We start from the raw sequence: 14,703 nt of genomic DNA, 5'->3' as shown, positions 1-14,703 counted from the left end.
GTCCTTAAGCCGGGGTCGGGTAGGTGCCCAGCACTTTGTAGAACGCCGACAGCGCTTGCAACTCGCTCAGTGCCGCCGCCACGTTGGGCTGGGCGGGGTGGCCTTCCAGGTCAATGTAGAAGTAATACTCCCACTGACCTGTGCGCGCGGGGCGCGATTCAAAACGTGTCATGGACACGCCGTGCGTCTTCAGAGGCACCAGCAAATCGTGCACGGCACCGGGGCGGTTGGGCACGGAGATGACCAAGCTGGTGCAGTCCTTGCCGGTGGGCGCGGGCGTGGCCAGCGTGTGCGGCAGGCAGATGATGGCAAAGCGCGTGCGGTTGTAAGCATCGTCCTGAATGGCATGGCTGACGATGTGCAGGCCAAACTGCTGCGCGGCGCGTTCGCTGCTGATGCCGGCCCAGGTGGGGTTTTGTGCGGCCAGGCGTGCGCCTTCGGCGTTGCTTTCAACCGGGCGACGCTCGGCGTGTGGCAGGTGCTGGGACAGCCAGGCGTGGCATTGCGCCAGGGCCTGGGGGTGGGCGGCTACCACCTCAATACCTTCCAGCGTATTGGTGCTGCGCAGCAGGTGGTGGCGAATCAGCAGGCTGACCTCGCCCACGATGTGGCAGGGCGTGTTGCGGAACATGTCCAGCGTGCGGTTGACCACGCCTTCGGTAGAGTTTTCCACGCCCACCACGCCGTACTGGGCACTGCCGGCGGCCGTGGCATGAAAGACTTCCTCGAAGGTGTTGCAGTACAGAAAGTCGGCCGCACCACCAAAGTACTGCACGGCGGCTTCTTCGGTGAAGGTGCCTTCAGGGCCGAGCACGGCCACGCGCTGGGGCGATTCCAGTGCCAGGCAGGCGGACATGATCTCGCGCCAGATGGCGGCCACGTGCGCGCCTTTGAGCGGGCCGGGGTTATAGGTTTTGATCTTCTCGATCACCTGTGCCACACGGTCCGGGCGAAAAAAGGTGGAGCCTTCTTTTTTCTTCAGCTCACCCACCTGCTCGGCCACAAGGGCGCGCTGGTTGACCAGCTCCAACAACTGTTTGTCCAGACTGTCAATCTGGTTGCGCAGCTGCAGCAGCTCTGGCGTGGCTTGGGGTTCTGTGCTCATGGCTTCCTCGAAAAAAGCAGAGCAGCTAGCGCTTGTTTTTAAAGGGTTTCAGATAGTTTTATGTCTGAAGTCTTTGTGAAGAAGGCGCTGGCAGCTCTTAATTTTGAATGTCTGGTTTGCTGGGTGGGCTTCAGGCGCTGGTGCGCTCAAAGTCTTGCATGTATGCCACCAAAGCTTGCACACCTGCCATCGGCATGGCGTTGTACAGGCTGGCGCGCATTCCGCCGACCGACTTGTGGCCCTTGAGTTGCAGCAGGCCGCGCTCCTTGGCGCCTGCCAGGAAAGCCTCGTTGCGGCTTTCTTCGCGCAGGAAAAACGGAATGTTCATGCGCGAGCGGTAAGCGGCATCCACCTTGTTGACATACAGCTGGGAATTGTCCAAGTAGCGGTAGAAGAATTCGGCCTTGGCTTGGTTGCGAGCTTCCATCGCGGCAACGCCGGTCAGATCACCTTCGCGCTGGCGCTTGAGCCACTGGAAGGTCAAACCCGCCATGTAAATGCCCCAGGTGGGTGGGGTGTTGAACATGGACTGGTTGTCGGCCACGGTCTTGTAGTTGAAGGCCGAGGGGCAGATGTCCAGTGCGCGGCCCAGCAAATCGTCGCGCACGATGACGATAGTCAGGCCCGCCGGGCCAATATTCTTTTGCGCGCCGCCAAAGGCCAGGCCCACGCGGCTCCAGTCCAGCGCACGCGAGGCCACGTTGGACGAAAAATCAATCACCAGCGGCGCATCGCAGCCCAGTGCCTTTAAATCGGGCAACTCCTGGAATTCCACGCCGTGGATGGTTTCGTTGCTGCACAGGTGCACGTACTGCGCATCAGCGCCAATCTGCCAGGTGGAGGCATCAGGCACGCTGGTGAAACCACTGGCTTCGCCGCTAGCGGCCAAACGGCTGCTGGCGTACTTGGCGGCTTCCTTGTAGGACTTTTGGCTCCAGCTGCCGGTGACCACAAAGTCCACCGCGCCTCCTTGGGAGAGGTTCAGCGGAACGATGGCGTTTTCAGCCAAGCCGCCGCCCTGCATAAACAGAATGTGAAAGTTGCTGGGCACGGCCAGCAGCTCGCGCAGATCGGCTTCCGCCGCTTCGTAGATGCTGATGAACTCTTTGCCGCGGTGGCTCATCTCCATCACGCCCATGCCCGAGCCGCCCCAGTTGAGCATTTCGGCAGCAGCTTGCTGCAGGACTTCTTCAGGAATGGCGGCGGGGCCTGCGGAGAAATTGAAAGGGCGGCTCATCGTTCTTACAGTCAAATCACGCGCCAGTGCAGAGCATGTCCGCGCTGGCAGCTATCAAAAAAGCTATCTTAGGTGAAAAAACACCCCACGGCCTGCGCAGTGGGGTGTCGTGCTTTATTGCTCGGTGGTGGTATCTGGTGCCGCGCCGTTGTCGGCTTCACCGTCTCCGTCACCTTCTGCATCTGCGCCCGCGGCATCGTTTTCCGCAATGCGCTGCAGGCCAATCAGCTTGGCGCCTTCGTCCAGCGCCATCAGCGTGACACCCTGGGTGGCGCGGCCCATCTCGCGGATCTCAGCCACCCGGGTGCGCACCAGCACGCCCTTGTCGGTGATCAGCATGATTTCGTCTTCGGCAGCCACCAAGGTGGCGGCCACGACCTTGCCGTTGCGCTCGGACTGCTGGATGGCAATCATGCCCTTGGTGCCACGGCCGTGGCGGGTGTATTCGCTGATGTGGGTGCGCTTGCCGTAACCGTTTTCGGTTGCGGTCAGCACACTTTGTGCGCCAGCCACAGCGCCTTCAGCGCCTGCGGTGCCGGGCTCGGCCTCCGCTTCAGCGACCAGCATGGCGATCACGCTTTGTGTGTCGTCGATGTTCATGCCGCGCACACCGCGCGCATTGCGGCCCATGGGGCGCACATCGTTTTCGTCAAAGCGCACCGCCTTGCCGCCGTCCGAGAACAGCATCACGTCGTGTTTGCCGTCGGTCAGCGCTGCACCAATCAGGAAGTCGCCTTCGTCCAGGCCCACGGCAATGATGCCGGCCTTGCGCGGGTTGCTGAACTCGGTCAGCGCCGTCTTTTTAACGGTGCCCATGCTGGTGGCCATGAAGACGTAATGATCTTCGGGGAAGGTGCGGTTGTCGCCCGTGAGCGGCAGCACCACGTTGATCTTCTCGCCTTCTTGCAGCGGGAACATGTTGACGATGGGGCGGCCACGCGAGTTGCGTGAGCCCGAGGGCACTTCCCAGACCTTGAGCCAGTACATGCGGCCACGGTTGGAGAAGCACAGCAGGTAGTCGTGCGTGTTGGCGATGAACAGCTGGTCGATCCAGTCGTCTTCCTTGGTCTGTGTGGCTTGCTTGCCGCGACCACCACGCTTTTGCGCGCGGTACTCGGACAACGGCTGGCTCTTGATGTAGCCGGTGTGGCTGAGCGTGACCACCATGTCGGTGGGCGTGATCAGGTCTTCGGTCGAGAGGTCTTGCGCGCTGTACTCGATGGTGGAGCGGCGCTCGCCCTTTTTGGACTGGCCAAATTCGGCCTTTACGGCCGACAGCTCGTCACCGATGATCACGGACACACGCTCTGGCTTGGCCAGAATGTCCAGCAAGTCTTCGATGGTGGACATGATGTCGCGGTACTCAGCCACGATTTTGTCTTGCTCCAGCCCGGTCAAGCGCTGCAGACGCATTTGCAAGATTTCTTGCGCTTGTGTATCGGACAGGCGGTACAGGCCGTCTTGTCCCAGACCGAATTCTTTTTCCAGCGACTCGGGGCGGTAGTCGTCGGCGTTGACCACGCCACCGTCTTCGCGGGTGCGGGTGAGCATTTCGCGCACCAGCTTGCTGTCCCACGATTTTTCCATCAATGCGGCCTTGGCCACCGGGGGGGTGGGTGCGTTGCGGATGATGGCGATGAAGTCGTCGATGTTGGCCAGCGCCACGGCCAAGCCTTCCAGCACGTGACCGCGGTCGCGCGCCTTGCGTAACTCAAACACCGTGCGGCGGGTGACCACTTCGCGGCGGTGCTGCAGGAAGACCTGCACCAGATCCTTCAGATTACACAGCTTGGGCTGGCCATCCACCAGCGCCACCATGTTCATGCCGAAGGTGTCTTGCAGTTGGGTCTGCTTGTACAGGTTGTTCAGCACCACCTCCGGCACTTCGCCGCGCTTGAGCTCGATCACCAGACGCATACCGGACTTGTCGGACTCGTCCTGAATGTGGCTGATGCCTTCGATTTTCTTCTCGTGCACCAACTCGGCCATACGCTCTTGCAGCGTCTTTTTGTTGACCTGATAGGGCAGCTCATCAACGATGATGGCCTGGCGCTGGCCACGATCGATGTCCTCAAAGTGCACCTTGGCACGCATCACCACGCGACCACGGCCGGTGCGGTAGCCTTCCTTGACGCCGTTGATGCCGTAGATGATGCCGGCGGTAGGGAAATCAGGTGCTGGCACGATTTCCATCAAATCGTCCACGCTGGCTTCTGGGTGGTGCAGCAGGTGCAAGCATGCATCCACCACTTCATTCAGGTTGTGGGGCGGAATGTTCGTGGCCATGCCCACTGCAATACCGGCCGAGCCGTTCACCAGCAAATTAGGCAGGCGGGCTGGAAGCGTCAGCGGTTCGCTTTCAGAGCCGTCATAGTTGGGGCCGAAATCCACGGTTTCCTTGTCGATATCACCCAGCATTTCGTGGGCAATCTTGGACAAACGAATTTCCGTGTAACGCATGGCCGCTGCGCTGTCGCCGTCGACCGAGCCAAAGTTGCCTTGGCCATCCACCAGCATGTGACGCAGCGAGAAGTCTTGCGCCATACGCACAATCGTGTCGTACACCGCAATGTCACCGTGTGGGTGGTATTTACCGATCACGTCACCAACGATACGCGCCGACTTCTTATAAGGGCGGTTCCAGTCGTTGTTGAGTTCGTGCATGGCATACAGCACACGTCGATGCACCGGCTTCAAGCCATCGCGCGCGTCGGGGAGGGCGCGGCCCACAATCACGCTCATGGCGTAATCAAGGTAGCTGCGGCGCATTTCCTCTTCTAGGCTGATAGGCAAAGTTTCTTTGGCAAACTGGGTCATGTAGTTGTGCAGGGTTATGCGATGACGACGAAGTGGATCATTTTAGATGCAATGCATTGTTGCTACTAGGCAACAACTAATTGGCATTCCGCTTTTGTCCTACCTCAAGGCGTTGCACTAGCGCGCCATTCGAATATTCCGTATGGCACAATGATTTCCAGCGTTCTTGGTGATAGTCACTAATGACGTCCATGAATTTCGCAGCTTGACTGCGGCTTAATCCCCAAGAGGAGAACCATGAAGAAACTGAACAAAGTAGCGATCCTGTTTGCAACTGCGGCTCTGGCTACTGCTGCTGGCGCCCAAGTGAAGGCCGCCGACGGCGGTAAGACCATCGACAACTGGCAAAACGGTACTGGCGAATTGGTCTGGAAGAACGGTACCAATGAGCTGTGCTGGCGCGATGCCAACTGGACACCTGCTACCGCTGCTGAAGGTTGCGACGGTGCTCTGGTGAAGGCTGCTCAACCTGCTCCTGCTGCTGCGGCACCTGCGGCACCTGTAGCTCCAGCAGCTACAGCATCGAAAGTGACTTTCGCTGCTGACGCTTTCTTCGACTTCGACAAATCTGTCCTGAAGCCCGAAGGTAAGGCGAAGCTGGACGATCTGGCTTCCAAGGTGCAAGGCATCAATTTGGAAGTGATTGTTGCTGTGGGTCACACAGACTCCGTGGGTTCCGACGCCTATAACCAGAAGCTGTCCGAGCGTCGTGCTCAAGCTGTGAAGGCTTATCTGGAGTCCAAGGGCATCGACAAGAGCCGTGTGTACACAGAAGGCAAGGGCGAGAAGCAGCCTGTTGCTGACAACAAGACCAAAGAAGGTCGCGCACAAAACCGTCGTGTGGAAATCGAAGTGGTTGGCACACGCAAGTAATCTTTTATAGATTGCCTCAAAAAAGCCCCGGTGACGGGGCTTTTTCATTTCTGCATTTAAGTCGTAGCACAATCATCACCATGACCGATTTGATCAATGTGGATCCAGCGGAGCTGGAAAAATTCTCAAACCTTGCGCATCATTGGTGGGACATGGACAGTGAGTTCAAACCGCTGCACATGATTAACCCATTGCGCTTGGCTTGGATTGATGAGCATGCGTCCTTGCAGGGTAAAGACGTTCTCGATGTGGGATGCGGCGGAGGCATTTTGGCTGATTCTATGGCACGCAAAGGTGCAAATGTGATGGGCGTAGATTTGGCAGCCAAATCATTGCGTGTTGCACAATTGCACGCTTTAGAAACTGGTACGCCCAATATTCAGTATCGCGAAGTTCCTGTGGAAGAGCTTGCTGTAGAGCGCCCCGCTAGTTTTGATGTGGTGACTTGCATGGAAATGCTGGAGCATGTGCCTGACCCTGCTTCAGTAGTGCGTGCATGTGCCACATTGGTCAAACCCGGCGGATGGGTTTTTTTCTCGACGATTAATCGCAATATTAAATCGTATGGTCTAGCGATTGTTGCAGCCGAATATGTGCTTAATATGCTGCCTAAAGGCACGCATGAGTTTGGCAAATTCATCAGGCCAAGCGAGATGGCTGCGTTTTGTCGCCAAGCAGGCCTAGCTGTCACCCATTTCAAGGGTATGCAACATAACCCACTAACAGGACGCTACTGGCTTAACGAAGACTGTAGTGTGAATTACATGCTCGCGACGCGGCGTCCTCTGTTATGAGTTGGCATTCCGGAGTCATAAGTGCCGTGTTGTTTGATCTTGATGGCACCTTGCTTGATAGTGCACCAGATTTAGGATTTGCTGCTAATCAGTTGCGGATTGTCAGGGGCTTGGATGCTCTTCCACTGTCCCGCTATCGCCCTTTTGTCGGCGCCGGAGCACGTGGTATGTTAAGGATTGCTTTGGGTGTAACGCCAGAAGCTTCCGATTTTGAAGCCTTGAAAGAAGAGTTCTTCGTGGCTTATGAGCGTTGCATGGGGCAACACTCTCAATTATTTGAAGGCGTGCCTGCATTGCTGCAAGCTATCCATGATCAAGGTCTGGCTTGGGGCATCGTTACCAACAAATCCGAGCGATTCACATCGTCGATAGTGCAAGAAATTGCTGTACTGGCAAAGGCTGGCGCTGTAGTGTGCGGCGACACCACTGCACATTCCAAACCTCATCCAATGCCGCTGTGGGAGGCCGCAGAACGCATTGGTCATGCGCCGGAATGCTGCATCTACGTTGGGGATGACGAGCGTGATATGCATGCTGCGCATGCTGCAGGGATGCAATCTGTCGCCGCTGCTTATGGTTACTTGGGAGCAGGGGGCTTGGCTTCGGTGGCGTCATGGAAGCCCCATGCTGTCATCAATACTCCCTTTGAACTCACGAACTTGCTTGATTTGAATTAGAATCTGATTTTATGGGGCTGTCCTGGTTTCGACGTGGGTTCGGGATCAGTGTGGTGCATGTCGAGCTTGAGTTACGCTCGTTAATCTCGATTCAAAAAAACTAACTGCAAACGACGAACGTTTCGCACTCGCCGCTTAAATCCGGTGAGCCTTGCAACAGCACGCTGATGGGCTGGGCAAAGGGGTAGCAATACCTCTCGGCTGCAAGGGAATTTTCATCAGCTGGCTTGGTACCGGGCGCCTTGGTATTGAGCGAGATCTAAGGACGCTGGCTTTGCGTGTAGCGTGTGTCTGCGCGGTATGCAAGGTGAGATTTAAATCAGAACACTAAACATGTAGATCTGCCTGACGAAGGCTTGCGGACGCGGGTTCAATTCCCGCCAGCTCCACCACCCACCTGTATAAAGGGGTTCAATGAAGTTCATTGAACCCCTTTTTCTTTTGGTAAATCAATGACTTACTGTCTATGGCCGTCTAACGCGGTCTAATCACTGCCAAGACCCTATCGGGGAACAAGCCGGGGAACAAACGGGGTAAAGTACAAAATTCTGGGAGTTGTTCCCCGATTTGAGTCATTTCTCCTCTGTAGAGCCCACCGATGCTGACTGAAAAAGAATGCAAGAACGCTACTTGCCCCGCTGACAGAAAACGAGCGCGTTTCACAGACGCTTCAGGCCTGTACCTCGAAGTTAGTCCCACAGGTTCGAAGCGTTGGTTCTTAAAAATATATGGCGATGGGAAAGAGAGTCGCTTGGCACTTGGGTCATACCCTTCAGTGAGCTTGTCAGCTGCAAGGTTAGCCAGAGATCGAGTGAAGGTAGGCAAGGCGGAAGGCGTTGATCCAATCGAAGCTCGACGTCAAGCAAAAAAGAAGACTGAGACAGTCGAGCCCACCTCCACCTTCAAAGCCATAGCCAATGAATGGTTTGGTAAGCAGCGAAAAATGTGGAGCGAAACCCATGCAGATCGTTGCTATCGCCAGTTAGAGCGCGATCTGTTTCCTCTTCTGGGGGGAATTGGAATTGAAGGAATAAAAGCTCCCAAGTTGCTGGAGGCTATTCGTTTTATAGAGAAACGAGGAGCCTATGAAACCGCTAGTCGTGCTTTGATGCTCTGCGGCCAGGTGTGGCGCTATGCCGTTGCTTCCGGAATCATTGAACGTGATATCACTGTTGACTTAAAAGGTGCTTTAACACCTTATAGAGGGAAGCACTTTGCTGCAATAGTTGATCCTGAAGAGTTTGGAAAACTTCTTATAGCGATAGACAACTATCACGGTGGCGTTGTCGTTAAATCTGCTTTAAGACTGGCACCTTTAGTCTTCCAAAGACCTGGAGAACTTCGTGGGGCTAGATGGGAAGAAGTTAACTTTGATGAGTCGATGTGGACAATTCCTGCGCAACGTATGAAGCGCGGAGTGCATGGAAAAGAATATGGTGATCCTCACATTGTTCCTTTATCAAAACAAGCATTAGAAATTTTTAAATTTCTTTATGCTTATACAGGAAATGGAGAGTTCTGTTTTCCATCACCAAAAAGCAAAGAAAGACCAATATCTGAAAATAGTGTAAGAACTGCACTTCTTGCACTTGGTTATAGCTCAGATAGGCATACATGGCATGGATTTAGAGCATCAGCAAGAACTATGCTAGATGAGCAGCTTGAGGTTGATATTTTAGTTATAGAGTCACAGCTTGCTCATGCCGTTAAAGATGCTAACGGCAGGGCTTATAACAGAACAAAATATATAAAACAACGATCTGCAATGATGCAATCATGGGCAGATTTTTTGGATACATTGAAGTCTAAGGAGTGAGTTTTGACAATTAAAAATTTATATCAAAAACTCGATAAATGTCTTAATGGCTTCGAAAGTAAATTGTTTTCAGATGAAGTGCTGGAATATAGAAAAAAGTTGTCTTTTAATTTTAATTCTTACCTATCTTCTGTTTTGCGAGAGCGCCTAGGGACGGTTGGTGTTGAAAGCTTCTCTAGAGATATATCTGACTTCGAGAAGGTAGAGGTTTTTATCTTGTTTTTCGAATGTTTTGGAAAATCAATCTTAAAAAACAAAAGAAAAATAAAACTTAGAGTTTTTTGGGATGAGGTTGTTTTTCTTGAGAGAATTCTAGAAGTTCTAAAGAGTGAATTGTTTTTGGTGGATTTAGATAAATTGTGTAATAGGTATTCTTTTATTCAGTTTCACCCATCTTTGAGAATTTTAAACTTATTGGATTCTGGGATTGAAGAAATTGTTGATCTTCTATCAATTAAAGGATTTAAGGAGAGTGAGAGAAACTTTGTAAGAGGCATGGAAGAGGCTAGGAAGACTATTGCACAAAGGTTTATTGAAGGGTTGGCGATCAATAAAAAACTTTTTGTTGTTCCTGTGGATGTCGTATCTAAAGTAGGAGGCATTGAGATTGGTTATTTAAAGGCTTGTGCTGGCTTATTTTTTGAAAAGATAAGGTATGACTCGTATATTGATTTAAATGTTCAATTTTCTTTATTTAAAATTTTCCCAAGAAGTTTATTTGTCGAAGATAAATTGCTCCCATTGGGGAGGATGATCCTAGTGTTCAATTTTAAATCTAATGATCTAAAAAATTTCAAGATGAACTTGATTCATTGTTGTGTTTCCAGTGAGTCAAATGAAGTTTTGTTTGAGCCTCGTTTTTTTACTTCCATAAAGCCTGCTAGTGATATCTGGCCGTATGCTTTTTCTATAGATTCTTCTGGTTTTGATTTTGTAAATCGTTGGTCAAAAATGTTGCTTTTGGATAGAGGGTTTTGTTCAGCAAAAGATAAGAAGTTTTTTTCTATTTTTTAATATTTTGCGAAGTAAGTAACTTCCATTTTCAAGAAAAGTTAAGTAGTTCTCATTGGTGAAATATCAATGAGAAGGTGCAAAATAGCGGAAATATATTTCCGATCTAGATTTCGCTATCTATGAATGAAAGCCAGAGGGGAAGACTGGGTCACGGAGTATTCTTGGGTAACTCCACTTAATGCAAATGCTTTTCTTTTTAGGTTAGTTGTGAAGGCGGCATTTTTTTACTTCTAGACAGATGTTTTGTCACAAAGAACTCATATCGATTTTTTTGAGATGACTCGCCATCATGAATGGCTAGAAGTTTTGAAGAAAAATGTCAAACAAGCCTTATGTAATTTTGAGAATTAAAGATCTTTGCGAAAAGCTGAAGTTGTCAAAGCCTACTATCTACAACTTAATGAATAAAAATTCTAAGTACTTTGACGAAGCATTTCCTAAGCCCATCAAGTTGACTGCCAATTCCGTTGCCTGGATTGAAGAGCATGTTGATGCCTGGATAGAGCGAAAGATGCAGTCTAATGAAGAAGTTATAGGGGTTTAACTCTTTGAGTTAAATTCAAAGGAATTTTGACTTACTTGACTTTATTTCTCTTAAACAATAGCTGATTTTCCTGTTTGAGTTGAAATTTAAAAATGGGATATGTATATAATGGAATTTGTCTATTAACAAATAAATTCAAATATAGTTGATCGTATTCGAAAGATTGATGCAGGTTGCTTATACATCAAGCTTAGATAGAAGATCTATCCAATCATCTTAGCCTGATCCTAAGATGATCAGGCTTTAGGTCTTTTATGAATTTTGAAATTGAAAATAGCTCAGTTGAGCTTGATGCTTTGTTTTGTCAGTTGCCAGTAGTAGCTTGGATAAAGATGGCTGATGTCACTGCAAGAAGAATTTGCTTATCATTGAGGTTTTGTAAAGATCCCAGGTTAAGCAGGAAGTTAAAAGTAATTCTTTTCTCTCTTAATGAAGAGTGCCCTTATGAAGAAGATGCTTTGTTTGAGAGTATGGTTCGAAGAGTCTATACATCATTATCTGTTTATAAAGCACTCACTGAGAGCAGAGTAAATAGTTGTTCAAATGATGAGTTGATAAGAAAGTTCTTTGAAGCTTTGTTGGGAATCATAAAAGGCGAAGAATTTCAAAATACATTTAAAAATGAAGAAAAAGTTAGTCAACGCAGTTCAGCTTTATTGTCAGAGTATTTTTTTAACTTAAAACTCATTCATAGCAAAATTTTAATAATTAGACTTGATCTTTACTACAATCAAGATTCAATTGAGTCTATAGCTTGCCAGCAAAATGTAGTTAAAGACTGGCAAGAGCTTCTTGCCTATGTGAGAAAAACATTTAAATCTCATTTGCTAGGTCATGCGATGAAGATAGAGTTTGGGATAGATAGAGGTGTGCATGTTCATTCAATTTTCTGCATGGATGGCTCTAGATTAAAGAGTGATGTGAAAATTGCTGCTTTAATTGGTAAGCATTGGGTCAGTAATGTTGTTCCACAGATCGGTAGATACTTTAATTGCAATACAAATAGCCATCTCTACAAGTACAAGTACAAGTCTAGATGCGTAGGTTTGTTTGACAAGATAGATGAAGACTTTAAAAATGGAGTTGAATTCATGTCCTCATACGTGACTAAACCTGACCCACTTCCTTCTTTAGTCATTGATGGATTAAAGAGGAAATTTCGTAAAGGTGGTTTAAGTAAAAAACAAAAAAAACGATTAAAAGAACGGGGTGAAAAAATAAAAAATTTAAATGAACAATTTCATCTAACTGATGCTGTAAACGAGATCACTTCATAAACCACTGATGCAATGACGGTTATAGAGAATAGCTTTCCTTGGTGGGAAGGCTGTTGACCGATTGATTTCGCCAGTATCGCTCCTATCAGGGGCGATCGTAGCTGGCCTACTTCACTAGAAGTGCCAACAGTTGCTAATCAAGTCACAGTGGTATGTCTGACAACACTGTCGACAAGGCTGGCAAACATATTCAGTTGACCTGCCCCCTCTGAGCCGTACCAATCGAATGGAAGTTAGGTCCGTCAACCAAGAGAATGACGGATATGAAGAAGAGTCGATTTACCGAGCAACAGATCGTTGGCTTTCCTAAGCAGGTCGAGTCGGGCCTGGCGGTCAAAGATGTTTGCCGACAAGGCAGCTTCAGTGAAGCCACCTTCTACAAATAGCGATCCAAGTACGGGGGTATGCAGGCAGATGATGTCCGCCGCCTTAAAGATCTTGAGGTCGAGAACGCACGCCTGAAGAAGCTTTTGGCAGAGGCACATCTGGATTTGGAAGCGCTAAAGGTTGGTTCCGGGGTAAAGCGCTAGCCCCGCAAGACAAACGCAAGCTCATCGCCAAGATGCTGGAGCACACCCAGATTTCTGAACGTAGGGCTTGTCGTCTTGTGGGGCTGTCTCGTGATAGCTGGCGTAATCCCCCTTAACCAGATGAGCTCACGGTGCGTTTGTCTGAGCGAATTTATGCGGTGGCCGTAGAGCGACGCCGTTTTGGGTACCGCCGTGTACATGACATGCTGCGCAAGGAATTTCCAGGCACTAACCACAAGAAGGTGTTCAGGCTTTATCGGGAACAAGGGTTAGCTGTTCGCAAGCGCAGTAAAGGTAAGAAGTATCAAGGACAGCGCACGCCTTTGGTAGCTGCCACACGCGTGAATCAAACTTGGAGTTTGGACTTTGTGAGCGACTCATTGGCCAATGGTAGACGCATCAGATGCTTGACCATTGCAGATGACTTCACCCATGAATGCATCGACATTGTGGTGGATTACTCTATGCCCGGTGCATATGTCACTCGCATCTTGGATCAAGCCGCTCGATTCAGGGGTTACCCAGACGCTATCAGAACTGACAACGGGCCGGAATTCACATGTAGAGCTTTTATGGCATGGATGCAGGCACGAGGAATTGAGCACATCCTCATTCAACCTGGCAAGCCAACGCAGAACGCCTACATTGAGAGCTTCAATGGCAAGTTCAGGGACGAATGCCTCAACGAGAACTGGTTTGAATCCCTGCCCCAGGCAAGAGAAATTATTGCCAGTTGGCGGCAGGACTACAACGAGGTGCGGCCACACGGATCTATTGGACGGATACCTCCGGCTGCATTCGCAGCCAAGCATCGCGGCAATGTTCCATCACCTACCGAAGCAGGATCGGTTAACCTGCAAACCTTTGGACCTCTCTCCAATTGAGTGGTATGGCCAGAGGGGGCAGGTCAATGCACTCATCTCGACGTTTGCGCTATCCATTTTGATAGCTCTCAACGGTGATGCTGCCAAGTTGCTCTTGAGTTGGTGCTTTGCCGGACTTTTCTTCCAACTTCTTTAGCAGCTTGATCTTGCTCTGACTATCTTCAGGATCAACAAGCCACTGGTCAATAGAGGCTCCAGACTCATAGGTCTCAAAACCTCCTTCTGCCTTGAAAAAGCTAGGTGGCCCAGCGCGCCAAACGCCTGTTTCATCAGAATTTTTGATGCTTTTGATGTAGCCTTTGACTTCGCGCTTTTTGCCAGTGGTCTTCACCTTAGCTGGCTCGACAGCCTTTGCTGGAGAGTTGTCATTGATGGATTTGGCAGCCTTCAATATTTCGCTCTCTTTGTACAGATCTGTAATATTGGGCAGTTCTAGACCTGCACGGATTAGCTCAGCTAAAGAGATATTGTTTTGAGTGACCTCTTTGATTACCTGCAGGATGCAACGTTCCCTATCCGCACGTGCGGCAATCTTCTTTTGACGCAAAGCGTTGAACTCTTCTTCTTCCTGCTCGGTGGTTTTACCGTCAATGTAGAGCGAGGCAAGTTGCTGATACCGCAACTCATCATTCTTGCTGAAAACCGAAGTTGTGACTTGTGAAATTGTCTGTTCCATAGGGCGCTTTCCAGGGGGCGTTTGTGTGCAGGTAGCCTGCAATTCGGCTCCGGCAAGAAGCTCTATGTTACATGTCAGTTATTGCGTCAAATTCAAAGATAGCTCGGGTAAGCTTGCTGCGGTTGACGAGCCATAGTGGCTCTGTGACAAGGCATGCTTAGAGATGGGTTTTTTAGAAGTAGTTGAGCGCTCAGAGCTAGAGTGTGACCTTGTTTTTACACGCACAGGTGAACACCGGTATGGCCTGCTAGGGGGCACGCTACGTCCACCACAGCGAGGGACGCTCGCTTTGGGCAGTAGTTGGTATAAACCATCCCCATGGCAGACCCTGCGTGTAGCAGTGCATACCTATCTTTCGCTGGCAGTCAATATATCTGGTTTGAATCACACCGGCTTCCGTGGAGGCTCAACTCCTGAGAGGATTGAGTCATGAACACTAAAGCTGCTCGTTTTAGCCCA

At 50.2% G+C, this 14,703-nt stretch carries 11 protein-coding genes, 1 other RNA gene and 1 pseudogene; 9 read left to right on the top strand and 4 right to left on the bottom strand.

From position 1 onward, the window contains the following. Positions 1-4 precede the first annotated feature (4 nt). The 3 genes from pheA to gyrA form a co-directional block, all read right to left on the bottom strand. A complete protein-coding gene (gene pheA, locus QEP12_RS14115; RefSeq protein WP_284214643.1) occupies positions 5-1,105 on the bottom strand; it encodes a prephenate dehydratase in 1,101 nt (366 codons plus the stop codon). Between the two features lie 130 nt (positions 1,106-1,235). Then, positions 1,236-2,342, bottom strand: coding sequence for a 3-phosphoserine/phosphohydroxythreonine transaminase (gene serC / locus QEP12_RS14110; RefSeq protein WP_174863252.1), 1,107 nt, complete (start codon positions 2,340-2,342; stop codon positions 1,236-1,238). A 114-nt stretch (positions 2,343-2,456) separates the two neighbouring features. Then, entirely contained in the window at positions 2,457-5,159 is a 2,703-nt protein-coding gene (gyrA, locus tag QEP12_RS14105) for a DNA gyrase subunit A (protein ID WP_284214641.1), read from the bottom strand. 237 nt (positions 5,160-5,396) lie between these two features. On the opposite strand from gyrA, the gene ompA reads away from it, so the two are divergent. The 9 genes and pseudogenes from ompA to QEP12_RS14060 all read left to right on the top strand — a co-directional run bounded on the left by ompA (position 5,397) and on the right by QEP12_RS14060 (position 13,568). After that, positions 5,397-6,032 carry an outer membrane protein OmpA gene (gene ompA, locus QEP12_RS14100; protein WP_174863253.1) on the top strand — a complete coding sequence of 212 codons (636 nt, stop codon included), beginning with the start codon at positions 5,397-5,399 and terminating at the stop codon, positions 6,030-6,032. A gap of 80 nt (positions 6,033-6,112) precedes the next feature. Then, complete coding sequence (gene ubiG, locus QEP12_RS14095) at positions 6,113-6,826, top strand: bifunctional 2-polyprenyl-6-hydroxyphenol methylase/3-demethylubiquinol 3-O-methyltransferase UbiG (protein ID WP_174863254.1); 714 nt, start codon at positions 6,113-6,115, stop codon at positions 6,824-6,826. After that, complete coding sequence (locus QEP12_RS14090; RefSeq protein ID WP_174863255.1) at positions 6,823-7,503, top strand: HAD family hydrolase; 681 nt, start codon at positions 6,823-6,825, stop codon at positions 7,501-7,503. The genes ubiG and QEP12_RS14090 overlap by 4 nt, the downstream gene beginning before the upstream one ends. 13 nt (positions 7,504-7,516) lie before the next feature. Next, positions 7,517-7,895: a transfer-messenger RNA gene (gene ssrA, locus QEP12_RS14085) on the top strand. Between the two features lie 206 nt (positions 7,896-8,101). Beyond that, positions 8,102-9,319 carry a tyrosine-type recombinase/integrase gene (locus QEP12_RS14080; protein WP_284214639.1) on the top strand — a complete coding sequence of 406 codons (1,218 nt, stop codon included), beginning with the start codon at positions 8,102-8,104 and terminating at the stop codon, positions 9,317-9,319. Between the two features lie 3 nt (positions 9,320-9,322). Beyond that, a complete protein-coding gene (locus QEP12_RS14075) occupies positions 9,323-10,333 on the top strand; it encodes a hypothetical protein (RefSeq protein WP_284214638.1) in 1,011 nt (336 codons plus the stop codon). A gap of 316 nt (positions 10,334-10,649) precedes the next feature. Beyond that, positions 10,650-10,877: a helix-turn-helix transcriptional regulator gene (locus tag QEP12_RS14070; protein WP_219162012.1), complete on the top strand. Its 228-nt coding sequence runs from the start codon at positions 10,650-10,652 to the stop codon at positions 10,875-10,877. A 254-nt stretch (positions 10,878-11,131) separates the two neighbouring features. Beyond that, positions 11,132-12,154 carry a YagK/YfjJ domain-containing protein gene (locus QEP12_RS14065; protein ID WP_284214636.1) on the top strand — a complete coding sequence of 341 codons (1,023 nt, stop codon included), beginning with the start codon at positions 11,132-11,134 and terminating at the stop codon, positions 12,152-12,154. Positions 12,155-12,417: 263 nt separating this feature from the next. Beyond that, positions 12,418-13,568, top strand: a pseudogene (locus QEP12_RS14060) (IS3 family transposase). 49 nt (positions 13,569-13,617) lie between these two features. On the opposite strand, the gene QEP12_RS14055 reads toward QEP12_RS14060, so the two are convergent. Next, positions 13,618-14,244 carry a hypothetical protein gene (locus tag QEP12_RS14055; RefSeq protein WP_280024898.1) on the bottom strand — a complete coding sequence of 209 codons (627 nt, stop codon included), beginning with the start codon at positions 14,242-14,244 and terminating at the stop codon, positions 13,618-13,620. Positions 14,245-14,703 lie beyond the last annotated feature (459 nt).

The organism is Comamonas jiangduensis, from assembly GCF_030162955.1.
Taxonomy (GTDB): Bacteria; Pseudomonadota; Gammaproteobacteria; order Burkholderiales; family Burkholderiaceae_C; genus Comamonas; species Comamonas jiangduensis.
The sequence above is the reverse complement of the archived record's forward strand: the minus strand, read 5'-3'. Positions and strand labels throughout refer to the sequence as shown.